This is a genomic window from Legionella sp. 27cVA30, from assembly GCF_024160945.1.
Lineage (GTDB): Bacteria > Pseudomonadota > Gammaproteobacteria > Legionellales > Legionellaceae > Legionella_A > Legionella_A septentrionalis.
The window spans coordinates 904,332-927,742 of sequence record NZ_JAMYXK010000002.1 but is presented as its reverse complement, the minus strand read 5'-3'; the positions used below and the strand labels follow the sequence as shown (position 1 = coordinate 927,742).

Sequence of the window (23,411 nt, the reverse complement as noted above, 5' to 3'; positions counted from 1 at the left end):
CGTATAATAAAACCGAATCGAATTAAACTTCAAATTCGTCAGCCTTTTTTACACACTCTTTGCATTCTTGCCTAAATTTGGAGTAACGATGCATACTGAAGAACTTATTTATTGCGACGGTCCACTCACTTGCAGAGGGTTTATCGCTTACCAAAGCGATGGCAGGGAATTTAAACCTTGCGTTTTAATCGCTCATGACTGGACTGGAAGAAGTGAAGCCATGTGCCAAAAAGCCATGCAGCTAGCGCAAGAAGGCTATGTGGGCTTCGCGATCGATGTCTACGGAGATGGCAAACTGGCGCAAACAACAGAAGAAAAAAGAGCATGGCTTTATCCTTTCAAAGAAAATCGCCTTTTAGTCGCCCAACGCATGCTCATGGCTTATCATAGTGCCGCTGCCTTGCCTATGGTTAACCGCAAGCAAATAGCTGCCATCGGTTATTGTTTTGGCGGTATGTGCGTGCTGGATCTCGCACGTACAGGAATCGACATAAAAGGAGTGGTGAGCTTTCATGGCTTATTGAACGCCCCACCAGAATCAAAATCCGATTCTATAAATGCAAAAATTTTAGTATTGCATGGTTATGAAGATGCTTTTGTACCCCCACCGCAAATTTATCAATTTGCAGAAGAGATGAGCAGTAAAAAAGCCGATTGGCAATTCCATACGTACGGCCTCATTCATCACTCATTTACCAATCCCTTGGCTGACGATGCTGAATTAGGCTTGCATTATAATAAAGCGGCCGATCAACGCTCCTGGCAGAGCATGAAGCAATTTTTGCAGGAGTTATTTTGTTAAAACGCATGCACCTATTCACACCCGGTTGTCCCAATAACTAAAAAGTTTTGCAAAGACATGCAACCCCCTGTATCTTCTGCTTGCTTGCACCAGGGATCTTAACCTGAGATTGGAGGTTTACATTCATGAATTCTAACACCTCGATAAGGCTCGCCACGATAAGCGATGCCGCAGCAATTGCTCACGTCCATATTCGCTCCTGGCAAATGATGTACAAAGATTTTATTCCTGAATCCATCTTGATGAACTTATCCTTGAAAGAACGTACGCAACAATGGCAAACGTTAATTCAGCAAAATGTTAATGTCTTGGTTACTACGGTTGATGATCGTATCGTGGGTTTTGCAAGCTTTTGTGCTTTTCGCGACGCAGCCGCTAAATCTTCTGCAGGCGAGATAAGCGCTATTTACTTGCTCCCTGATTATTGGCGCCAAGGCTTGGGAACAAAGCTTTGCCAAATGGCACTTGCAGAACTGATGCAGTTGGAATTCAAAGTAGTTTATCTTTGGGTGTTAAAAGCTAACGCACAGGCAAGAAGTTTTTATGAGTCGCTGGGGTTTACCGAACTCCCCGACACGAAATTGGAAGAATTTTATGAAGGCGGCGCATTATTAACAGAAATCCTTTATAAAAAAACTCTATAAGCCGCTTCTGACTTGCATAAGGCAGAGAGAATTGCCAGTTTAAAATAAGTTGTCACTTGTAACCACGACTGCAGAAACAGCGATAACCGCTGCTTCTGCTTGTTTGCTAGCGTGACTTGCCTGCAATATAAGACATCCCTGCAAAGGGTAACGCCGCCAATTCATGAATCCGCAGCAATTCGTTGTATTTTGCCACGCGATCAGTACGGCAAAGTGAACCAGTTTTTATTTGTCCGCACCCGGTCGCCACAGCCAGATCGGCGATGAAGGCATCTTCCGTTTCCCCTGAGCGATGGGAAACCACACAATTGTAACCATGCTGGGCAGCAAGACGCATGGTTTGCCGGGTTTCGGTTAAGGTGCCGATTTGATTCAATTTAATCAATACGGCGTTTGCCACTTGTTGTTCGATGCCTTTTTGCAAAATGCGCACATTGGTTACGAATAAATCATCGCCCACTAACTGCACTTTATGCCCTAATACGCGTGTAAGCTGCTGCCAGCCGCTCCAGTCGCTTTCATCCAATCCGTCTTCGATACTGGCAATAGGATAATGATGCAGCAAGTCACTGTAATAATGAATCATATCTTCACTGGAGAAACTTTTACCCTCCAGTTGATAACGCCCGTTTTTATACAATTCGGACGCCGCCACATCCAACGCAAAAACCAGATCCTTACCTAAACGAAACCCGGCCAGATCAATCGCCGCTGACAGCATATCCAAAGCTTGCCGATTGGATTGCAAATTAGGCGCAAATCCCCCTTCATCACCTACAGCGGTGTTTAATCCTTGTTTTTTAAGCACGGATTTTAAAGCGTGGAATGTTTCTACCCCCATACGCAAAGCAGTTAAAAAATCGGGGGCACCGACAGGCATGATCATAAATTCTTGAATATCGACATTATTATCTGCATGTGCGCCGCCATTTAGCACGTTCATCATAGGGACCGGCAACGACATGGTTTCATCCTGGTTCAAGACTGCAAATAAAGGCAATTGTGCTGCATTGGCATGCGCTCTGGCACAGGCCAGTGACACGGCAAGGATTGCATTAGCGCCCAACCGTGATTTATTTTCCGTACCATCCAACTCACATAAGCGGGCATCAATTTTCTCCTGCTCGGTCACTGCAAAACCTTGCAGAGCATGGCAAATATCTTCATTGATGTGCTTAACCGCGTGCAGCACGCCTTTTCCTGCATAACGACTCGCATCCTGATCGCGCAGTTCACAAGCTTCGCGGCTGCCAGTGGAAGCCCCGGAGGGCACGCTGGCGCGCCCTATCGTGCCGCTTTCCAAAATAACATCCGCCTCAACCGTCGGGTTACCGCGAGAATCTAAAATTTCACGTCCTTTAATACTGGCAATTCGCATAATCCATCCTCACAATTTTTTGCTGTATTGTTTTGGCAGGAAGAAGATATGTCAAGTAACGCGTTCCAGTGGCACGTTTTAAGCTTGTTGAGTCATCGCATGAATGCATATACAACATAGGGGCGCACGATATTTTTCATCTTTTCATACATGCCTGTCTGCTTGCTCGCCTAATGGCAATAAGGTTTGTGAAGCTTGAAAAAACAATGTCGAATGTATTTTCAGGATAAGTAAGACTTGCATTTCGAATCAGTTTAAAACAATGTTTAAAGGATCTTTTAAATTACAGGTTTCTTTTTTTATAAATTTTTCGATATAATCCTCCTAGTTTTAAGCCAACAGGTATCTTGATTCTATGAGTCGCATATTTAACATGTTCGGGCCTTCTCCCATTAGGCCAATTGAGCAGCATATGCGCAAAGTGTACCACTGCGCCAAGCAGCTTTATCCTTTTTTTGAGGCTGTACTTAGGCAAGATTGGCAAACGGCAGAAACCATTAAAGAAAAGATTATCGCCGCCGAAAAAGAAGCGGATTTAATAAAACGTGATTTGCGCCTGCATTTGCCTACCGGTTTATTTCTTCCCGTCTCAAGAACTGATTTGTTGGAATTGTTGGGCGCGCAAGATCGCATCGCAAACAAAGCCGAAGATATCGCCGGCCTTATCATCAGCAGGCGCATGGTCATTCCTCAAGCTCTTTCCATCTTGTTTATGCCCTTCCTAGCCCGCTGCCTCGATGCCGCCAAGCAAGCTTGCAAAGCCATCAATGAACTGGATGAATTGCTGGAAACGGGATTTCGCGGCAGTGAAGTGAATATCGTTGAAGATATGATAGTAACCCTCGACGAAATCGAACATGACAGCGATGATAAATTAGCTGAAATTAGACACAAAATTTTTGAGTTGGAAAAGGACTTGCCTGCTATTGAGGTAATTTTTCTCTATAAACTGGTTCAATGGATTGGCGAGTTGGCTGACCATGCCCAAATTGTGGGCGGTAGGCTGCAAATTCTCATTGCCCGGTAATTTCCTATGGATTTTTCAATTGTATATGTAGTTCTAGCGGTTACTCTTTGTTTTTTAATGACATGGGGTGTAGGTGCTAATGATCTCGCCAATGTGATGAGCACCACCATGGGATCCAAAGCAGTTACGGTCAGGCAAGCCATGCTCATCGCTGTGATATTCGAATTCGCTGGCGCTTTTCTGGGCGGCACAGGCGTAACCGAAACCATGCGCGACGGCATCATCAACACCAGTGAATTATCCGGACAGCCTCTCATTCTAATTGAAGGAATGCTGGGAGTGCTGCTGGCTTGCACCATTTGGATGAACCTCGCCAGCTATCTGGGCGTTCCTGTTTCCATCACCAATGCTTTAGTTGGCTCCATGGTGGGCTTTGGCAGCATGGTTTTAGGCAGCGATGCCATACATTGGAATCAAGTATCGCACATCGCCATTGGCTGGGTAACCTCGCCGCTCATCTCCGGTACAGCCGCCTATGCTTTGTTTATCAGTATCCAGCAAGCCATATTTGTAAAAAGCGATCCTTTAAGCAAAGCTAAATTTTATATTCCAGTTTATTTGTTTCTCATCGGTTGTATCCTTTCCTTCATTACCGTATTTAAAGGCTTAAACCACTTCGACATTCATTTAAATTTTAAACAAGACATAGCTGTAACCCTGGCAACCAGCATCACCATCACCTTTCTTGGCATTTTATTCATTAAACGGCTACCGGAAAAAGCTAACTTGCGCCGGCGCGAACGCTTCTTACAAGTTGAAAAATATTTTGCTGTACTCATGGCAATGACGGCATGTGCCATGGTATTTGCGCACGGCTCAAATGATGTGGCCTTAGCGGTGGGTCCTCTGACCATTATCTACAGTTTGGTTATGAAGGCAAATCAACCGTTTGCCGTTACAGATTATCCGTCCTGGATTATTTTACTGGGCTGTTTTGGAGTCATCACCGGATTGCTCATGTATGGTAAAAAAGTCATTGAAACCGTGGGCAGTGCAATTACGGCTTTAACACCCAGCCGTGCTTTTGCCGCAACACTTGCCGCCGCCACCACCGTGGTTGTGGCAACCAGCCTGGGAATTCCCGTATCCGCCACGCAAACGCTGGTTGGCGCCGTTTTAGGCGTAGGGCTTGCACGTGGTATCGGTGCATTAAACTTGATCGTTATCCGCAATATTTTTACCTCCTGGATCCTGACTCTACCAGCAGCCTCATTGTTAACGATTATTTTTTACAAGATGTTGCATGCTCTTTTGGGATAGGAAAATCAGCGCATTGCCCAGGCGCCATTTGACTGAAAAATAAATTTGCAATACGCTTAATCTATATGCAATGCAAGCGGGGTTGGTTATTGCCCGACCCTATCTTCTCGCAGCAAGCCTTATATTAAGCGAGACTGAATAAATACCATCCATATTCAGTTGCAGTGATGGAGGTGCTAAAACATGCCTTTGCCGAATATTGGTTGGAATTTTGACAACACTTATACAAGACTCCCTACGCATCTTTTTACCCGCATACTTCCGACTGGCGTTTACAAACCGCAGCTGCTGATGTTTAATCATGCCTTGAGCCAGGAACTTGGGCTTAAGCTTAGCTTGCTTGACAACGAACAACAGGCGCAATTGTTTTCAGGAAATATATTGCCGCAGGGTGCAGAACCCATTGCCCAAGCCTATGCAGGACATCAATTCGGCCATTTTACTTGTTTGGGCGATGGAAGAGCTCATTTGCTTGGCGAGCATAAAATATCGGACGGCAGGCGAGTCGACATCCAGCTTAAGGGCTCGGGAAAAACACCTTATAGCCGCAGCGGCGATGGCCGGGCGGCACTTGCCCCCATGTTAAGAGAATACCTCATCAGTGAAGCCATGCATGGTTTGCGTATTCCCACTACACGTAGCTTGGCAGTCGTAACCACAGGCGAACAAGTTTATCGGGAAACCGTATTGCCGGGAGCTATTCTTACCCGCGTCGCTGCAAGTCACCTTAGAATAGGAACTTTCGAATATGCAGCGGCAAAAAACGATACAAGGACTCTCAAGGCACTTGCAGACTATACTATTGCCAAACATTTTCCTGCTCTCAATGCATCGTTGCAACCTTATCTGCAACTGTTGCACGCAGTCATAAAAAAACAAGTTGATTTAATTGTGCATTGGATGCGCATTGGCTTTATTCATGGGGTGATGAATACCGACAATATGGCATTATCTGGAGAAACCATCGATTACGGACCTTGCGCCTTTATGGATGTTTATTACCCAGCCACCGTGTTTAGCTCTATAGATCGCCTGGGCCGGTATGCTTACGCCAATCAGCCGCTGATTGCGCAATGGAATCTAGCGCGCTTTGCGGAAACCCTGCTCCCTCTTTTGCATAGTAATCAGGAGAGAGCGATTGCTATGGCTGAAGAAATCTTAAATGAGTTTCCTGAGCTATACCACAATAAATGGCTGACTATGATGCGTGCCAAACTTGGCCTTTTTGGCAGGCAACAAGAAGATGAACAATTAATTATTGATTTATTAAGCTTAATGCAGCAACACCATGCAGATTACACGAATACCTTCCGCGATTTAAGCCAAGCAGTAAAACCTGGCGGTAAATTTTACGATGATAACCATCTATTTCAAACTTGGTATGAACGCTGGCAGCTACGCTTAAAGCAAAATAAACAACCACTGGCGACGTCGTTTCGTCTGATGCGTGAAATGAACCCTGCCGTGATCCCCCGCAATCATCAAGTAGAACAATCGCTGCAAGCAGCTATGCGTGGTGATATGAAACCATTGCAGGATTTCCTGATTGTGCTTAAAGAGCCTTACACGGAACGTCCAGAACTCAAACCCTATCAAGCTACGCCAACAGCAAGCGAGCGAGTCTATCAAACGTTTTGCGGGACATGATGAAATTTTTTAACACAAATCAACTATTAAGCTTTTTGAAATTTGACTGATGCTCGTTTACTTCTTCAAGAAATCGCTCCCCCGCTCCTTTAAAAAAATTACCATAAGTACGGGAAATAGAGCCGGTTGTGGCATGGACGGCTATCAAGGCTGTTATGCCGGGAAGGATGAAAACCAGAAAAGCAGCCACCGTGGCCAAAATTGCCGCAACACCTTTCCAGTATTCTTTACCTGAGTCGTCACGAAGGAGACAAGTCACACCCGTTTCATAGAAATTAGACTCATGAACCGGGGAATTCAGCACTTCATAAAATTCTTTAACTTTATTTACTGCATCCATTTCTTTGTTTTCTAAAATTGCTTTTAATTTTTTTGTTAGAACATATTGTGGATCAGACGTTTTATTGGCTGCCAGAAGATGGGCGCGATAAGTTTCGGTCTTAATGAAGAGTTTGCATAAATTTAATTCCAATAAATCCAATTCTTCTTTGGGAAGAGAATAATGGCTCCCTCCTCCCGGTTGTTGAATACTTGCCGATGCAGGTTGGGAAGCTACGCGCTCAATGGGGTTTATTTGCTGCAATTGTTCAACTATTTCTTTGGCCTTATATACTTGCGGATACATCACCACTGGAAGGCATTTGCTACAATTTTCCTTTATAGCGGGAGCAATCTCTGGCGGTAGGTTGGCAAAGAAATCCTGACGTTCAGAGGAGGATGCTTTACTTATGAACAGGGCAATATGCATTTTGCATTTAGTTAAAACTTCTTTTTTCAATTCAAGCTGTTGGCAGCGGTTAAAAAAACTGGAGTAATCTTCTAACGATTTGGGCAAGATCGAAAAATACCGATATAATTCCTGATACTCTAAGTCCTCCGTACGCGGTGTGAAGACAACTCCTCGATTACGAGCCATTTCCATTAAGTTACCCATTAAAAACTTTTGCGTCTGTGCATCCTGTCGATAAAAAGTTTTCTCAAACCGTTCGAAACTGTCATACAGTAATGAACAAAGAGTCGCAGCGCCTCCACCTTTTGCCCCGGCAAAGATAGCCTCGATTTGCTCTTTATTGCCTGAAAGCAAAATCTTATCGAAAAATTCAGGATTTTTGCAGCAAAACACATGGCCAAGTCCAATTAAAACCGCTGTCTGTTGCTTTGCACTGAGTTCATTATAAAAAGGAGCCAGATAATTAAATACATAGTTTTCAGCAATTGGGTTTTGGCTAAGAAAACGATTGTCACGAATACTTGTAAATACCAAGGTAATATCTTCATTACTGATATTCTGAAGGAAGAATTTTATATCGGCTGGATTTTTAAATACCATATGCAACGGCTGTGAGGAATCTTTAAAAATTTCATCTAAAATTTCAGCCTTGACTTCAGGGTCTTGAGAACTTAATTGATAACTTAATTCCCCTAAAGTTGTTAAATGACTTGGCATAAAATCAATCCAAAAATATATCTTTTCATTATACAATGTGCCTATTTTTTGTCAACACTGTCCATGCGCATTGTCGTACCTTCATAAAAAATGTCACACGCCATACTTTCTAATCGGTCGTGCTGAATCAAAACATAAGGCTTTAGATAGGCAGCAACAATGCTCACTTGGCAGAGTGGCATGAACCCCCAACAATCATTAGCTTGATTCACTGGCTGCTCATTTATGGTTGTACAAGTCAATCTTGGTTTCCATGCATGTAAAATTACACACAGGCATAGGCTCGGGTACTTAGCATAAGCGTAGTTAGCTATTGCGGAATAGATAACACAAGATTCCTCACCTTTATTGATTTAAAGAATAAGAAGCCTTGGCATGAATAGCTTGTGAGAATTGGATAAAAATAGTAAAAGCACACTTTGCTTAACGGAGGAAACATTATTCCGTGGTTTATTAAGATTGTTTTGGTAAGGAGTTATCTTATATTGCCAGACGGGTACAAGTCATGGAGCCAATTTTTTATAAATAGCCAGCGAAACCGTATCAGTGCGCTGGCATTGATAATATCTTTAAAGCAAAGGATAATTAAAAAGTGGTTTATCTTTTTAAAAATCTTTCCAAATTTCTTCTCCCTCTTTTTGCACCGGCGCATGATCCCGTAATGCCGAAATACGGCGGTATTTCTCAATTTCACGCATTTGTGAAGCTGATTTCTGATGGGTTAAGTCAAATTCAAACAAAAATCGATCAATGGGGCTAATGTATGCTTTATCAATATCAGAACTGCTCATAATCTTCACTCACGACCAAACTTGCTGGTAATTTTAACGGGTTTTTATTAAAGTTGCCATGTTCTATAACCTGGAGAAAAACCATGGCAGTAAAAAAGGCGGAATTGCACGTGCATCTTGAAGGAACGATTTCTCCTGCATTGGCAAAAACCCTGGCAAAACGAAATAAATTATCCCTTCCTGATAATTTAATTTCAGCAGATGGTAAAAGCTACCTCTCACGTGATTTTATGCACTTTCTGAGTGTTTATGATATCGTTGCCGATCTTATTAAAAGCCCGCAAGATTATTATGATGTGACCTTCGATTATCTGCGCTCCAATGCGCTGGAAGACACGATTTATGTTGAGATGATGTATTCTCCTGATCATGCGGAAAAAGCCACGGGGATTCCCTCCATCGAACATTTAAATGCAATCCAGCAAGCCATTCGTGACGCTGAACATCAATTTGCTATTGTGGGGCGCATTATTATTACCGCCGTACGGCATTTTGGCGAAGAAGCAGCTATCCGGGTTGCTGAATATGCGCACAAACATCCTGTTGCATGCGCCACCGGCTTCGGCTTAGGCGGGGATGAAGTGAATTTTCCGCCAAAATTATTCCGCAAGGCTTATGAAATAGCTGCAGCTTCCGGTTTATCTTGTACCGTGCACGCAGGCGAATTCGCTCCAGCAAGCGGCATGCTGGAAGCCATTGCGCATTTACCCATCAAACGCATTGGACACGGGGTGCAAGCCATCCATTCGCCGGAAACAATGGCCATTCTAAAAGAAAGAGATATCGCCCTGGAAATATGCCCTTCCAGCAATGTTAAATTCAATCTCTTTAATGACTTGAGCGTCCATCCCTTCCCCGAATTGCTGGCAGCAGGCATTAAGGTAAGCATTAATTCAGATGATCCGCCCTTTATCCCAACGACACTGGCGCATGAGTATGCACGCGTACAAGAAGTCTATAACTACAGTGATGAAACGATGCAATCCATTACTAGAACAGCAATTGATTGTGCCTTCATTGATGAGGAAACTAAAAAGAAATTACATGCAAAAATAAAATAACAGAAGGCTGGGCGGCATAAAGCCGCCCATAATTTGTATTACATTTCTTCCATATATTGACGCAATTTTTTCATGGCATTTTTTTCAAGCTGACGTACCCGTTCTGCTGATACACCATATTTTTCTGCAAGGGCATGCAAAGTAGCCGCTTTATCATCAACCAGCCAGCGCTGCTGCAAGATATCCTGGCTGCGTGCATCCAGGCGTTCCAAAGCCACATGCAACTTCTCATTACCTTGCACGTTACTGTCTTGCCGTTCCAGTAAATAGGCTGGATCCGTATGCGGATCGTGCAGATAGTTCGCAGGGACTTTATAGGATTCATCGTCCTCTTCCGAGCTCGTCATATCATAACAAGTATCCATGGCATTCAAACGTTGTTCCATGATTAAAACGTCTTCACGGCTGACGCCTAAATCCTGCGCCACAGCATCCACTTCTTCATTGGTAAGCCAGCCTAATCGTTTTTTCATTTGGCGCATGTTAAAAAATAATTTACGCTGGGCTTTAGTAGTGGCAATTTTAACGATGCGCCAGTTTTGGATAACAAACTCATGGATTTCAGCTTTAATCCAATGTACAGCAAAAGAAACCAGGCGCACGCCTATGCTTGGATCAAAACGCTTGACGGCCTTCATTAAACCGATATTGCCTTCTTGAATGAGATCACCCAGTGGTAACCCATACCCTAGGTAACCGCGCGCCACGCGCACAACGTATCGCAGATGGGCAAGAACGAGGCGGCGCGCCCCTTCCAAGTCACCATCCTCCCGAAAACGGCGAGCGCATTCGTTTTCCTCTTCTGCGGAAAGCATGGGGATTTGATTGACCCGATGAATATACGCATCAAGACTACCGATAGGTAAATTCATTTGCGAAAGTTGCATTTGCAGACTCATGTTATCCCTCTTTTAAATTACACGGTCAAAATCAGGAACCAACACAATTTTGAAAAATAATTATACACTAATTATAAGGTTCGATAGAAGATAGTTGCCTTTTCACGGACAACCTGGCTCCGAGCCAACCTAGTATAGTGGCAGAAAGAATGAGGAGCAAGGCTTGCCGGACAGACAACCCCAGCAGCGGATAATGCATCTGATAAACGGCAGCTAATTGTTTCACAGCCACCGCTAAACTCAGCATGAAAATATTAACTAAAAAAACCGCAAGCACAGCGCCGGCAAGTCCATACCAAATCCCTGCATATAAAAAAGGCCGAGCAATAAAAGGATCGGCTCCGCCAATTAATTTTAATACTTGTATCTCCTCATGGCGATTCTGAATAGCCAAACGCAAGGTATTGCCGATGATCAAAATAACAGCGGAAGCAAGCAATATAATTAAGCCATAAGCCATTTTGGCTACCAATCCCAATACAGCATGTAGGCGACTAACCCATTGTATATCCAGTTTGGCTTGTTCTACTTCCGGATTGGCTTTCAATTCATTGTGCAATTGTTGCAATTTTTCAGGCGTGCTCATGTTTGCTGCCGGAGTGACTTCAATAACGGCAGGCAGTGGATTTTCAAGCAGAAAATTGGTTATATCCGGCATCCCTTCTTGCGATTGCAGTTCGGCTAGCCCTTGAGCTGGCGTTTTCAAATCTGCATGGGCGACACCTTGCAAAGCTGAAACTTTTCTTAATACAGCTTCTTCCTGTACTGGAGTAGAAGGCAGCTTCAAGTAAAGAGAAATGCGACCACCTTGCTTCCAATTTGCCGTCAAAGTTTGCAAATTGTCAGCAAACACCCAAAATAATGCAGGCAAAGCGAGCGTAATCGCAATCACCACAATAGTCATCATCGTAGCAAATGGCTTATTGCACAAGTAGTTAAAGCTGCTTGCAGCCGCTTGCATGTGTTGTGGAAAAGAGACGCGAAAATATTTCAGCACAATCGCCCCCCTTTTAACATGACAATTCGATGGCGCATTCCCGCAATCAATGCCAAATCATGCGTGGCAACTATAACGCTTACGCCAACCTGGTTAAACTGTTCAAACAGCTTAATCACCTCAATCGATAAAGTAGGGTCTAGGTTGCCGGTTGGCTCATCGGCTAATAATACAGACGGTTTATGCACCACGGCCCGTGCTATCCCCACGCGCTGTTGTTCGCCGCCCGACAAATGAAGAGGCAGCATTTTTTCACGGCTTAACAAACCCACCATGTCCAGAGCGGCATGCACCCTTTTGCTGATCATTTGCGCTGTGTATCCCTGAATTTGCAAAGGCAAAGCAACGTTCTCAAAAACAGTCCTGTCATTTAGCAGATGGGGGGATTGAAATATAATACCCAAAGAACAACGATAATGAGCCACCTCATGTTTTTTAAGTTGGTTCAAACGTGTCCCATTTACAATGATTTGCCCGGCGGTAGGGAGTTCCAACATGCCGATTAATTTCAGCAGGGTGCTTTTCCCAGCCCCCGAAGGACCTGTGAGAAAAGCCATTTCCCCTTTCTCTAAGGAAAAGCTAACCTCGCTTAATGCCTCGAAGCCACCGGGGTATCGTTTGCTTACCTGATTAAATGTGATCATCATTAAAAATTGCATCTACAAATTGCGAAGCGCTAAAGGGCCGCAAATCATCAATCCCTTCACCCACACCAATATAGCGAAATGGTATTTCCAGTTCATTGGCAATAGCAAACAATATACCGCCTTTCGCTGTGCCATCAAGCTTTGTCATGGTAATTCCTGTGACACCTACAGCTTCATGAAACTGACGTGCCTGATTCAATGCATTTTGCCCGATACTCGCATCTAAAACCAGCATGGTTTCATGTGGTGCGGTGGGATCAAGCTTTTGCATGACGCGTTTAACTTTTTTTAATTCTTCCATTAAATTTTGCTGCGTGTGTAACCTGCCGGCCGTATCAGCTAGCAAAACATCCACATTGCGAGCCTTTGCAGCTTGCAATGCATCATAAATCACGGAAGCACTATCTGCCCCAGTATGTTGCGCGATGACAGTAATTTGGTTTCGCTCGCCCCAAGCCTGCAATTGCTCAATTGCCGCTGCACGGAAAGTATCGCCTGCAGCCAGCATCACTTTTTTGCCCATGGCTTGATATTGTTTAGCCAACTTGCCGATCGTTGTGGTTTTCCCGGCACCATTAACGCCAACCATTAATATGACAAAAGGGCGGTGAGTAGCCATATCAAGCGCAAATGGCTGCTTTTCACCAGTCAGGATGGTTTGCAATTGCGTTTTAAGAGCGGCAAAGACAGCTTCTCCGTCAGCCAGTTGTTTTCTTGCCAAGCCATCGCTTAATTGCTGCACGATATTTTTTGTGGTTTCAATTCCTATATCCGCACTAAGAAGTATGGTTTCGAGTTCTTCCAGCAAGGATGCATCAATTTCTTTTTTTCCAAGTAACAAACGGCCAATCCCGTCGCCCAGTTGGTGCCGGGTTTTACTCAAGCCTTGCTTGAAACGGGTAAACAAAGTTTGTTTGGGCTGTTTCTCTTCTGGAGCTTGCTGCAAATCCGTTGCCGGGGTCATAAGCTCGGTATCGGCAGTTTTTTGCGGGTCTGGTGTATGTTGATTGCGCTTAAACCATTTGATCATAAGTCTTTGCCTCATGGAATAGATGAATATTTGACAAAATTTTATTAAAAAAGAGCAAATCCTTTATCTTCAGTCTTGGAAAGTATACAAAATAAACGAAATATGGAATTCTATCACTCTTTTTTCAAATTGGGGGTGTATCATGCGTCCTGTGTTAATTCTGTTATTAACACTGCTTTCCTGCCAATCCTATAGTCAAACGCAACAGTTTACCTTAGATAATGGCTTGAAAGTAGTAGTAAAAGAAGATCATCGCGCCCCTGTGGCTGTAGCCATGATCTGGTATAATGTAGGCTCTGCGGATGAACCGGGCGGCATTACCGGAATTTCGCATGCGCTGGAACATCTGATGTTTAAAGGCACAGAAAAATTCCCTTTGGGTGTGTTCTCCAAAACCATTGCTGCCTTGGGGGGACAGGAAAATGCCTTTACCAATAACGATTACACAGCTTATTTTGAAAAAATTGCCACTCCCCATTTAAAAACCAGCTTTGAACTCGAAGCTGACCGCATGCAAAATTTATTGCTGGATAAAGAAGAATTTGGCAAGGAAATCAAGGTTATCCAAGAAGAACGTCGGCTGCGCACTGACGACAACCCGCAGGCATTGACCTTTGAACGCTTCATGGCCGCAGCGCACCTGGCTTCTCCTTACCATCATCCTGTCATAGGCTGGATGAGTGATTTGGAGCAAATGAGCGTGGAAGACGCGAGAGCATGGCACCAAAAATACTATGCGCCCAATAATGCAACTTTGGTAGTTGTCGGCGATGTTATTCCTGCACAAGTCTACGAATTGGCAAAAACATATTTCGGCAAAATCCCTGCGCGAACTTCTGCCCCACGCAAATTGCAATTGGAGCCGCCAGCCTTGGGCAAAAAAACCATAGAAGTTCATGCCCCGGCGCAGATCCCTATGCTTATGCTTGGCTACACGGTCCCTTCCGTGAAAACAACCAGCCCTGAAAATGAAGTTGAACCGTACGCCCTGGAAATCCTTGCCGGCATCTTAGATGCGGGTGACAGTGGGCGCTTCACCAAAAATTTAGTACGCGGCAAGCAAATCGCCAGCACCGCAGATATTTATTACAATTTATACACCCGCTATCAAACTCAATTTATTCTCTATGGCACGCCAAGCCAGGGACATACGCTCGATGATTTAAGAAAAGGGTTTTTAGCCGAAATCGAACGTTTAAAAACTGAAAAAATCAGCGAGCCGGAATTACAACGCGTAAAAACCCAAATCATTGCGCAAAAAACGTTTGAGAAAGATTCTATTTTTGGGCAAGCCATGGAAATTGGTTTATTGGAAACAATAGGGCTTGGTTGGCAAACAGCTGATCGCTACGTTGAACGCATCAATCGCGTAACCCCGGAACAATTGCAAAGAGCAGCACAACGGTATTTTGCTGAAAATTATCTTACGGAAGCACGTTTAATTCCAGAATCCTAATTTAAGGGGTAAGTATGAAACCGTTTTACATTCGTATTTTTTTGTTTTTAGCCTGTTGTACATTTAACCTTTCCGAGCAAGCGATAGCTGCCAAATCTTTCCAGACCGAACAGTGGCTAACTGCAAACGGTGCCCGTGTCATTTTTTATCAAGCGATGGAAGTACCTATGCTGGAAATCAGTGTAGCCTTTGCCGCAGGCTCTGCTTATGATGGGAAATACCCTGGCTTAAGCGCTTTAACCACCCGCATGTTGAATCAGGGGAATGCCGGTTTAAATGCCACGGTAATTGCCGAAAAGCTTGCCGATACAGGAGCTCAGTATAGCAGCGAAGGCAACCGTGATATGATTGAGTTGAGTTTAAAAACCTTAATCACCCCAAAAGCACTCAAAGAATCCTTAGACATTTTTTCTTTAATCATTAACAAACCTGATTTTCCTGAACAAGCTTTTTCCCGGGAAAAAAACCAGCAGTTAATGGCTATAGCCCAAGCAAAAGAATCGCCGGATGAAATAGCCAATTTGACCTTTTTTAAAGCCCTTTACCAAAATCATCCTTATGCACATCCGATAAACGGTTATGAAGACAGTGTCAAAACATTAAACGTTATGAATACACGTAATTTTTACCGGCAATTTTTTGTAGGTAAAAACGCCGTAATTGTGCTGGCAGGTGCTATCGATACCAATACAGCACACCAAATAGCGGAACAATTGGTTGGCCAATTGCCAGTGGGACAAGAGGCGCCACAAATTCCAAAAGCTAAACCATTAAGCAAAGAGCATAATATTGAAATCCAATTTCCCTCATCCCAAACCGTGCTGCGTTTAGGCCAAATAGGAATTAACCATAACGACAAAAATTATTTCCCCTTACTGGTTGGTAACTACACCTTAGGTGGTGGCTCTTTAGTTTCAAGACTTGCACTTGAAGTTCGTGAAAAAAGAGGTTTAACCTATGGAGTTTACAGCCAATTTATTCCCATGCCTGGCCTTGGACCGTTTATTATTAGCCTTGCCACTCAAAACAAGCAAACGCTAAATGCCGTTGAGTTGACCCGCGAAATATTATCTTCTTTCCGAAATTCAGGGCCTAGCGAGGCAGAATTGCTCGCCGCCAAACAATATTTAGCAGGCAGTTTTCCCTTGGCTCTTGCCAGCAACCGCAGCATAGCAGACATGTTGCTGAAAATTGCCTTCTACCGGCTGCCTAATGATTATTTAGATACTTATGTTTCCCGTGTTAATGCAGTAACCGCTGCAGAAATCCAACAAGCTTTTCAGGAACTTATTAAACCTGAGCAATTGGTGCAAGTTACAGTAGGCAAAATGTGAAGCAAAATGTACGTATAATTGGTGGGAAATATAGAGGCAAAAAATTATATTTCCCGGAAGCACCAGGATTAAGGCCAACACCTGATCGGGTGCGTGAAACTCTTTTTAATTGGTTAATGCATGATATACGCGGGACACGCTGTCTTGATGCTTTTGCAGGAAGTGGAGCCTTAGGCTTTGAAGCCTATTCCCGTGGCGCCTTAAAAGTCACCTTGATTGAGCAATCCCCGTTAGTCTTTGCCAATCTTTGCAAGAATGCCTCCGCATTTAACGACCCTGGCATATCCGTTGTGAAAGCAGACGCTTGCACTTATCTTTGCGAAAGCAAGGAACAATTTGATATTGTATTCTTAGACCCCCCTTTCGCCCGGGATTATTTGCCGCAATGCATTTCCTTGCTGGCTGAGAAGGATATTTTAATTGCAAATGGACTTTTATATGTTGAATCACCCGTTGAACTTGAACTGGAATCCAAACAATGGGAAACCGTTAAGCTAAAACGTGCAGGGCAAGTTGTATACGGGTTATACAGAAAATGCTGAGCAGCCTTTTATCCTGCTTCATTAATAATGTGTAAAAAATGTATATCCGCTTGACAAGCTCTCATGCTCCTGTTTCAATCAATGCTAATCTCATAGTTTATAAAACGTAGGATGAATAACAAGCTTGTTATGCTTTTTTTGGCATGCACCATACTTGCCGGTTGCACTACTGCCTCTTATAAAAAGCCACCTTATAATGAACCAAGCGACGATGCCACGATTAAACTAGCAGAGGCTGCCAATTCCGTTAGTGATTCGATGCTGGAAATGGCACGCATTGAAAAAACCATTTTGCCGGCAAACAAAGATAACACGCTTACTATTCCTAATGCTTTTAATTTACAAGCCCGTGCAACTGTAGATTGGTCTGGTCCCATCCAAGAACTGACAGCGCGCGTAGCTAAAGCCGCACACTACCGCTTGCGTGTTTTGGGCAGAGAACCGGCCATCCCCGTGTTGATCAGCCTCAATGCTAAAGACCAAAGTTTAGCTGAAATTTTGCGCGATATAGATTATCAAGCTGGAAAAAAAGCCAGTATTTACGTTTATCCTAATAGCCAGGTTGTTGAATTGCGTTATGCCAAACTTTACTCATAGTCTCCCGGTCATCCTGGCAGGATTACTGATGGCCTGCTCTTCGCAAACCTCCATGCAAGCGGGAAATACAGATTCCCTTGCTGGCTTGCAGGCTATGGCTGCCGCAGGCAAAAAAGGTGCTCTTACCCGTTCCAGACCCGGCATGGGTAAAATTAGAGAAATGGCTTTACGGGAAACTGCTTTGAGTTTAGGGGCACAATCCGGATTGGCTTGGCGTGCAAAATTCATCGACGAGGAACTCACTCGCGAAGCCCGCAATCTCGACGCTATTTTCGATTTTAATTCACTTATCCTCCCCCACAATATTTTACCTCCCGTGCTTTTAGAGGGCAGAAATACCTTGAATTTGGCTGACACACAAACCATTCGTATTTCCGATAGAACATATAAAGTCGCGAAACAAGCACGATTTGTAACTACTCCTCCCAACTGGCGTCAATATTTATGGATGGATTATAAAAAACCCGATTATCCTGACGTAACACTTTTACCAAAAACAAGGGAAGAGCGAATTGTTTGGATGCAATGCGTGGAAAAAGGCTGGAAAGATGGCGTTGAACAAGCCAATGTCATTTTGGAAGAAAGCATTGCCCGCATTAAAGAAGATTTCAATGGTATGATTCTTTATCGGAAATTGCTGGCCATGAATATGGTGTCAGCGCCTTTTGTATCGCACACTGACCTTGGCGTAACCGGTGACGGCGCAGAAATCCATATTGACGACAGGGTGTTGCGTATAACGGCTCTGCCGGCATTGAATACAAACAGCAAAGAATGGCGCGCCGCTGTTGCCAAAGATGAAGATGCCCTTGAACAATTCCGACACATGGAAAAATTGGTAAAAGGAGCTAAAATTACTGTAACCAGTAAAGCTTGGCAACCTGTTATTGCGCCGATCCCTGAATAACCGAGAAATACTTATTTTAATTAGGATTTCCAGAGTACTTCTAGAAAACCTAATTTCTTGGTGAGCATCCAGTTGTATGAAGCACTAGAAGCATCAGATCCTCTTGCACTAAGTACGGCGTCGCGCATTATACTTGGGCAAGCTTAATCATGTGAGGAATGAAGCTTGGATACTAAGATAACACAAACTAATTTAATGCCAGATGAACCCACCCGTTTCACCCCTGGTTTCATGGATAAAATGCTTGAGCATGCCGAAAGGCTTAATGCGTCTGACATTACCATTCAAACCGGCGAACCCATTTATGCTGAGGTTTATGGGCGTTTGCTTAAATTAACCAATCGTCGCCTCTCGAATACGGAACTCGGCGATTTAATCAATTCCATATATGGCCCCAATGCCACCACGCAATTACTCTCAGGGGTAGACATTGATACTCATTATGAATTCCGCCCAAACCGAGGGGTTCGTTACCGCTATCGCGTCAATGCTACTGCCTGTCTGGTAGAAGGCCATGATGCCATACAAATTACATTGCGTACCATTCCAACAACGCCTCCAAAAATTGAAACCATGGGATTGCCCGATCACATCCTGGAAGCCATTGAACCGCAAGAGGGAATTGTATTCATTACCGGCGCGACCGGCTCCGGTAAGTCTACACTGCTTGCCTCAATTATCCGCAGCCTCATTGAAAAAGAAGATTCCCACCGTAAAGTGCTAACTTATGAAGCACCCATCGAATTTGTTTATGATGAAATTGAAACCACCTCGGCTGTCGTCAGTCAATCGGAAGTGCCTCGACATATCCCTACATTCGCGGAAGGAGTTCGCAATGCTTTACGACGCAAGCCACGCTTAATCATGGTAGGTGAATGCCGTGACGCAGAAACTATAAGCGCTGCTTTAGAAGCAGCGCTTACCGGGCATCCCGTGTATACCACCTTGCACACGTCTGGCGTAGCAGAAACGATGCGCCGCCTGGTAACCTCATTTTCCGGAGAAGAGCGCATAGGGCGCACCATTGATATTTTGGAAACCATCCGCTTATGCATCTGGCAGAAACTTGTGCCTACGGTAGACGGCAAACGGGTGGCTTTGCGTGAATATTTAGTATTCGATGAAGAAACAAGGGATATTCTTTTGGAAAGCGATCCGAATGAAGTAACCAATGTCACGCGTAAATTGGTGCGCCAAAAAGGCCATCTGATGACGGTAGATGCTACGGAAAAATTTCAACAAGGCCTAATTAGCGAGCGCGTATACAAACTGATTATTGCCGGAACCAAAGAATACGCAAAATCTTTTTCGTAAGCCGGTGCATGCAGCTTATTGGGCTTGTCGGGCTTAGCCCGGTGCAACTGTACCGCTACTGCTTGCCGAAGCACTCGCCTCACCACTAGTTCCAGCACCGCTGCTCGTACTAGTGCTGGAACTTGTACTAGTATTGCTGCTGGTACTGGTGTTTCCGGACGTATTCCCGCCTGAATTGCCCACTTGGCCAGAATCATCCTGTGATTGTTGCTGCTGACTTTCTGGCTGGTTTTCAGCCTTAATAGAACCGCCACCAGAACCTTCGTATGCTTCCCGAAGCTTCCCGGCACCTTTTGCAGCATAACCTGAGAGCGCTTTCTCACCAGCAGCCTTGGCACCTTGCACTTTTTCACCTTCGCGTTCTACTTTACCTTTAACTTCTTCACCCCATTGCGCAGCTTCTTGGCCTATGCTTTCGGGTTGTCCGCCGATCCAGCGCAGTACCTTATCCGGAAGATAAGAAATTAATGAGAAGGAACGTTGCACAATGACCAGATATAGCGATGTATAAATAAGAATCGAGAAAAAGTAGGCAAAAACAGCTGCCCAACTGCTATACCCGCCCGAAATAACTCCTGCTTGCGTCGGCACTGGCGTTAAATTTATATTTAAGCCGCGCGCCAAATCAAAGGAGCTCCCTGTACCTGGCAGCTCATAGGCATTTGTATCCCCTTTAAATAAACTTTGGAAAGCATCTCCGATGGTACCTGCTTTGCTACCGAATTCAGCGCCACCTTGCATGAATGCTACCGCATTATCAAATCCTGCATTCAATATCCACACCCCCACATACGATAAGGCGATACCGGCAATATAACCAATAATCATCATGGACGGTCTTAAAAAAACGTTCATTAAAATCATGATGGCCTGCTCGCCCTTACCAAAGGCTTCATGCCCTTCAGGATGTGTCACGCCAAGAGCAACGATAGGAGCCGCCACCATGGCTTCAATAACTGAAATCAACCAAGCTATCGAACCAAACGTAAATATTATGTAGGGCAATACGGGAACATAATAAGCAGTGACAAAACCCACTAATACCATGATACTGGTCCAAGCCATCAACAATGGCATGGAGAGAGCGATGATCACCATGATGGCAATTCCAAAACCGGGTATTAAAATAGTGGCTATTGAAAGCTCCAATAAAAGCAACCAAAGTTGTGAAGAAAAATTAATGTAGTAAGTACCCATATTGGCCAGTGCTACAATCGGGTTAACCCCGGGTGCGGAAATAATTGCAATGCCTTCCCTAAAAATCGCAGCCATTCCCTGGAGAGGGATCAATAGGAAAGCCATGATGATTTGTTCAATCATTTGGTTAAAGAAACTCAAGAAAAGGTTATAGATTAAGCGGAACAGGATGTTATAAAACAAGTTTCCTAACATTTCTCCAACGCAGATCGTAATAAAACCAATTTTTATTCCACCACAATCAAAATTAGACCATGGCAACTGGAATGGCTCAGGATGAATAGTGGTTTTCATGGTAGAGGCAAAGCTTAATGGCTTTTGCCCAGGCTGGCCAGGTAATTGGATAATCGTGGAATTGTTTGTAAAGCCATAAACGGTTGAAGAAGCCAGACCATCGGTAACAGCGCGAGTTTTCCCTGGGCTTAAGTCTTGCGCATTAATGGCAGGAACTGAGCCACCGCCTGTAATTAAATATACCACTGGCTGTACCTTGGTGACGTCCCCACCAAATAACTCACACATAAACATTTGGTAAGTCTCGGTACCCGTGCACTGCTTGCCCGTGCCGAATGCATTAGTAAGCATGCTCACATTGAACTTGCTTTTCTCAAGCCCCGTATTTTCATCAAACAAAGAAGAGCCGGTCGTTGCAGCTTGGTTTAAATTAACCAAATTAAAAAAGTAACTTCCCGCCATGATCCATCCTTGCGCGGAAGCTTTTTGTATGAAAGCCCGGCTGGCATTTGCAGCCCCTACATTTCCTGCCTGCCTCAGCAAATTTAAAGCGGGCAGCATGATGCCATTGTAATCAGCTAACGCACCCTGGAATTCTGTGCCATTAAATAAAGCGCCAGTCGTCGTGCCGGAAGAAGATCCCCAGGCTGTGCACCCTTGCTCCCTCGTATCCACGCAAACTTTTCCAGATCGATTTTTTGGCACGCCAAATTGTTGTTGGGCAATGGGGGAAAAATAGTTAGCATCTTTAGGAGGAGCTCTTCCTGATAATGCCGGATTATTATTGATCATCACTTGAGCAACCAAGGAAAGATCGATATACAATTGCTGGATGGCGATAGCGCGCGACATTTTTGCCGTGTTGACGTCTTCTGTGCCAATAGTACTTATTCTTTTAATGTTATCGGTGTTGAAGGTAGCCCAGGAAATCTCACCACACACACCATTTAATTTTGCATAGATACCACTGCTAAAATTAGGCATGGTAACTGTGTATGGCCCCGTCTCACTATTTGATTGTACGGAAATGATGTTGACGGTATTCATGAAATCCGGGACGGCTGAACTGCAAAAAGCTTGCATGTCAGCCGATGACGGTTCATAGCAAGGGCCCGTTTTATCCTGTTTTTGCCGTAAATAAATTTGGCGCTGATTTTCTAATTGCTTTTGCAGCCCAAGCATGCACACTTGGCCGGCCAAGATGGTTTGCGCAGCACCGCTTACTCCCATATTACCGGAAGCGATCAAACCGCGGGTCGGATCTTGTTGCGCTTGGATAATCACTCCACCCCGATTTAAATAATTTAAAGCCGCATTCCAAACTTTATCTGCAGCACCGACGCCTTGCACAATAATCCACATTACAAAAATCTGCATCAAGCAATAACCGGATGCTTTGGGGATTAATAAAGCCAAACCTATTGTTGTTCTGATAGGAACCCAGAGAGAAGACCACTTCTGCCCTAAAAATTGGCCTTCGTGAGCGGTGTTCATCGTAGAAACTAACAGCGTATACATAATGATGATGCCGCCAATAGCCAGCACGGCTGCGTTGAACACTGCAAACATGCTGCCCATAATTTGGCTGCCTGTTCCATGCAATACGCCATCTACCACGCCAAAAATATTACCCAGAAAAATTACAGAATAGTCGCCGGGAGGTGGGGTAAACCCCAAGGTATTATCCGCAGCGAAAGCTAGGAAAGGACATAATGCAAGCAATAAGCTGAATATAAATCTAATCATTATTTTCACCCATTATGCCCTGTCTAAACCATTCATTTAGAGTGCACCCTAATTTCCGCTTTTTAATTTGAAAGTACCAAAAGTGATAGCGAAAGGCTAAGACTGCTGCAATTAACATGACGATGAAACTGAGCAAGAAAGCGAGGACATTAAAAAATATAAGTTGGTAAACCGCATAAAGAAATAAAAAAATTGCGATGGCAAACATAAGCACGCTTAGGCGGAACAACCCATTTTGCCTAGCCAGCAACTCGCTTTCGGTTAAACGCAACCGTGCCTTTGCGGCTTCGAACGATTCGCTGCGCCGCCCGCGTTGCGGGATAAATAACTTACGAAATCCAGCGGCTAGGTATTGTGTAAATCCTTTTATGCGCTCCCAGTCAGCCCATCTGCGAATATTAAAAATTCGTTTTATGACCGAAGCCGTTCGCGAGCCAAATTTTTTCTTCATAAG

General features: G+C 44.2%; 21 protein-coding genes. 12 read left to right on the top strand and 9 right to left on the bottom strand.

All coding sequences use genetic code 11. The features are described 5' to 3' along the window. Positions 1-88: 88 nt before the first annotated feature. Both NKV53_RS09655 and NKV53_RS09650 read left to right on the top strand, forming a co-directional pair. Positions 89-802, top strand: a complete 714-nt coding sequence (locus NKV53_RS09655) for a dienelactone hydrolase family protein (protein WP_127057435.1) — start codon at positions 89-91, stop codon at positions 800-802. Between the two features lie 125 nt (positions 803-927). Continuing rightward, positions 928-1,446, top strand: coding sequence for a GNAT family N-acetyltransferase (locus NKV53_RS09650; protein ID WP_127033106.1), 519 nt, complete (start codon positions 928-930; stop codon positions 1,444-1,446). Positions 1,447-1,552: 106 nt separating this feature from the next. Here the strand turns inward: NKV53_RS09650 and eno are convergent, their stop codons facing one another. Beyond that, complete coding sequence (eno, locus tag NKV53_RS09645) at positions 1,553-2,827, bottom strand: phosphopyruvate hydratase (protein ID WP_233579771.1); 1,275 nt, start codon at positions 2,825-2,827, stop codon at positions 1,553-1,555. A gap of 352 nt (positions 2,828-3,179) precedes the next feature. On the opposite strand from eno, the gene NKV53_RS09640 reads away from it, so the two are divergent. The 3 genes from NKV53_RS09640 to NKV53_RS09630 all read left to right on the top strand — a co-directional run bounded on the left by NKV53_RS09640 (position 3,180) and on the right by NKV53_RS09630 (position 6,758). Then, complete coding sequence (locus NKV53_RS09640) at positions 3,180-3,851, top strand: TIGR00153 family protein (RefSeq protein ID WP_126954622.1); 672 nt, start codon at positions 3,180-3,182, stop codon at positions 3,849-3,851. A 6-nt stretch (positions 3,852-3,857) separates the two neighbouring features. Further along, entirely contained in the window at positions 3,858-5,111 is a 1,254-nt protein-coding gene (locus NKV53_RS09635; RefSeq protein ID WP_126954621.1) for an inorganic phosphate transporter, read from the top strand. 183 nt (positions 5,112-5,294) lie between these two features. After that, positions 5,295-6,758, top strand: a complete 1,464-nt coding sequence (locus NKV53_RS09630) for a YdiU family protein (RefSeq protein WP_127033108.1) — start codon at positions 5,295-5,297, stop codon at positions 6,756-6,758. Positions 6,759-6,777: 19 nt separating this feature from the next. Here the strand turns inward: NKV53_RS09630 and NKV53_RS09625 are convergent, their stop codons facing one another. Together NKV53_RS09625 and NKV53_RS09620 are read right to left on the bottom strand one after the other, a co-directional pair. After that, positions 6,778-8,205, bottom strand: a complete 1,428-nt coding sequence (locus tag NKV53_RS09625; protein ID WP_253351035.1) for a hypothetical protein — start codon at positions 8,203-8,205, stop codon at positions 6,778-6,780. A 605-nt stretch (positions 8,206-8,810) separates the two neighbouring features. After that, positions 8,811-8,996 carry a CBU_0585 family protein gene (locus NKV53_RS09620; RefSeq protein ID WP_126954618.1) on the bottom strand — a complete coding sequence of 62 codons (186 nt, stop codon included), beginning with the start codon at positions 8,994-8,996 and terminating at the stop codon, positions 8,811-8,813. A gap of 83 nt (positions 8,997-9,079) precedes the next feature. Between NKV53_RS09620 and NKV53_RS09615 the strand changes: the two genes are divergently transcribed. After that, entirely contained in the window at positions 9,080-10,057 is a 978-nt protein-coding gene (locus NKV53_RS09615; protein ID WP_126954617.1) for an adenosine deaminase, read from the top strand. A 38-nt stretch (positions 10,058-10,095) separates the two neighbouring features. Here NKV53_RS09615 and rpoH read toward each other — a convergent pair whose 3' ends face one another. The 4 genes from rpoH to ftsY form a co-directional block, all read right to left on the bottom strand. Then, complete coding sequence (gene rpoH / locus NKV53_RS09610; RefSeq protein ID WP_126954616.1) at positions 10,096-10,956, bottom strand: RNA polymerase sigma factor RpoH; 861 nt, start codon at positions 10,954-10,956, stop codon at positions 10,096-10,098. A 67-nt stretch (positions 10,957-11,023) separates the two neighbouring features. Continuing rightward, positions 11,024-11,953 carry a permease-like cell division protein FtsX gene (gene ftsX / locus NKV53_RS09605; protein WP_371923188.1) on the bottom strand — a complete coding sequence of 310 codons (930 nt, stop codon included), beginning with the start codon at positions 11,951-11,953 and terminating at the stop codon, positions 11,024-11,026. Next, positions 11,947-12,597, bottom strand: a complete 651-nt coding sequence (ftsE, locus tag NKV53_RS09600; protein WP_126954646.1) for a cell division ATP-binding protein FtsE — start codon at positions 12,595-12,597, stop codon at positions 11,947-11,949. Before ftsE ends, ftsX begins: the two co-directional genes overlap by 7 nt. Beyond that, positions 12,584-13,564 (bottom strand): signal recognition particle-docking protein FtsY, encoded by a 981-nt coding sequence (ftsY, locus tag NKV53_RS09595; protein WP_371923212.1) that lies wholly within the window; start codon positions 13,562-13,564, stop codon positions 12,584-12,586. Before ftsY ends, ftsE begins: the two co-directional genes overlap by 14 nt. A 208-nt stretch (positions 13,565-13,772) precedes the next feature. Here ftsY and NKV53_RS09590 point away from each other — a divergent pair, with 208 nt between their 5' ends. The 6 genes from NKV53_RS09590 to dotB all read left to right on the top strand — a co-directional run bounded on the left by NKV53_RS09590 (position 13,773) and on the right by dotB (position 19,780). After that, entirely contained in the window at positions 13,773-15,086 is a 1,314-nt protein-coding gene (locus tag NKV53_RS09590) for a pitrilysin family protein (RefSeq protein WP_127033113.1), read from the top strand. Between the two features lie 14 nt (positions 15,087-15,100). Then, positions 15,101-16,420, top strand: a complete 1,320-nt coding sequence (locus NKV53_RS09585; RefSeq protein ID WP_126954613.1) for a pitrilysin family protein — start codon at positions 15,101-15,103, stop codon at positions 16,418-16,420. After that, complete coding sequence (gene rsmD, locus NKV53_RS09580) at positions 16,417-16,962, top strand: 16S rRNA (guanine(966)-N(2))-methyltransferase RsmD (protein WP_126954612.1); 546 nt, start codon at positions 16,417-16,419, stop codon at positions 16,960-16,962. The genes NKV53_RS09585 and rsmD overlap by 4 nt, the downstream gene beginning before the upstream one ends. Positions 16,963-17,073: 111 nt before the next feature. Further along, positions 17,074-17,559: a type IVB secretion system lipoprotein DotD gene (gene dotD, locus NKV53_RS09575; protein WP_127111081.1), complete on the top strand. Its 486-nt coding sequence runs from the start codon at positions 17,074-17,076 to the stop codon at positions 17,557-17,559. Beyond that, positions 17,540-18,466: a type IV secretion system DotC family protein gene (locus NKV53_RS09570; protein WP_127111080.1), complete on the top strand. Its 927-nt coding sequence runs from the start codon at positions 17,540-17,542 to the stop codon at positions 18,464-18,466. Before dotD ends, NKV53_RS09570 begins: the two co-directional genes overlap by 20 nt. A gap of 195 nt (positions 18,467-18,661) precedes the next feature. Continuing rightward, entirely contained in the window at positions 18,662-19,780 is a 1,119-nt protein-coding gene (gene dotB / locus NKV53_RS09565) for a Dot/Icm type IV secretion system ATPase DotB (protein WP_126953453.1), read from the top strand. 33 nt (positions 19,781-19,813) lie between these two features. Here the strand turns inward: dotB and dotA are convergent, their stop codons facing one another. Together dotA and icmV are read right to left on the bottom strand one after the other, a co-directional pair. Further along, on the bottom strand, positions 19,814-22,957 hold the full coding sequence (gene dotA / locus NKV53_RS09560; RefSeq protein ID WP_253351034.1) for a type IVB secretion system protein DotA: 3,144 nt from the start codon (positions 22,955-22,957) through the stop codon (positions 19,814-19,816). Next, a complete protein-coding gene (gene icmV, locus NKV53_RS09555; protein ID WP_126953346.1) occupies positions 22,950-23,408 on the bottom strand; it encodes a type IVB secretion system protein IcmV in 459 nt (152 codons plus the stop codon). The genes dotA and icmV overlap by 8 nt, the downstream gene beginning before the upstream one ends. Between the last annotated feature and the right edge of the window lie 3 nt (positions 23,409-23,411).

Coding starts and splice junctions, on each gene's coding strand:
- NKV53_RS09655 (WP_127057435.1), top strand. CDS start 89: ATGCATACTGAAGAACTTATTTATTGCGACGGTCCACTCACTTGCAGA.
- NKV53_RS09650 (WP_127033106.1), top strand. CDS start 928: ATGAATTCTAACACCTCGATAAGGCTCGCCACGATAAGCGATGCCGCA.
- NKV53_RS09640 (WP_126954622.1), top strand. CDS start 3,180: ATGAGTCGCATATTTAACATGTTCGGGCCTTCTCCCATTAGGCCAATT.
- NKV53_RS09635 (WP_126954621.1), top strand. CDS start 3,858: ATGGATTTTTCAATTGTATATGTAGTTCTAGCGGTTACTCTTTGTTTT.
- NKV53_RS09630 (WP_127033108.1), top strand. CDS start 5,295: ATGCCTTTGCCGAATATTGGTTGGAATTTTGACAACACTTATACAAGA.
- NKV53_RS09625 (WP_253351035.1), bottom strand. CDS start 8,205: ATGCCAAGTCATTTAACAACTTTAGGGGAATTAAGTTATCAATTAAGT.
- NKV53_RS09620 (WP_126954618.1), bottom strand. CDS start 8,996: ATGAGCAGTTCTGATATTGATAAAGCATACATTAGCCCCATTGATCGA.
- NKV53_RS09615 (WP_126954617.1), top strand. CDS start 9,080: ATGGCAGTAAAAAAGGCGGAATTGCACGTGCATCTTGAAGGAACGATT.
- rpoH (WP_126954616.1), bottom strand. CDS start 10,956: ATGAGTCTGCAAATGCAACTTTCGCAAATGAATTTACCTATCGGTAGT.
- ftsE (WP_126954646.1), bottom strand. CDS start 12,597: ATGATCACATTTAATCAGGTAAGCAAACGATACCCCGGTGGCTTCGAG.
- ftsY (WP_371923212.1), bottom strand. CDS start 13,564: ATGACCCCGGCAACGGATTTGCAGCAAGCTCCAGAAGAGAAACAGCCC.
- NKV53_RS09590 (WP_127033113.1), top strand. CDS start 13,773: ATGCGTCCTGTGTTAATTCTGTTATTAACACTGCTTTCCTGCCAATCC.
- NKV53_RS09585 (WP_126954613.1), top strand. CDS start 15,101: ATGAAACCGTTTTACATTCGTATTTTTTTGTTTTTAGCCTGTTGTACA.
- dotD (WP_127111081.1), top strand. CDS start 17,074: ATGAATAACAAGCTTGTTATGCTTTTTTTGGCATGCACCATACTTGCC.
- NKV53_RS09570 (WP_127111080.1), top strand. CDS start 17,540: ATGCCAAACTTTACTCATAGTCTCCCGGTCATCCTGGCAGGATTACTG.
- dotB (WP_126953453.1), top strand. CDS start 18,662: ATGCCAGATGAACCCACCCGTTTCACCCCTGGTTTCATGGATAAAATG.
- dotA (WP_253351034.1), bottom strand. CDS start 22,957: ATGATTAGATTTATATTCAGCTTATTGCTTGCATTATGTCCTTTCCTA.
- icmV (WP_126953346.1), bottom strand. CDS start 23,408: ATGAAGAAAAAATTTGGCTCGCGAACGGCTTCGGTCATAAAACGAATT.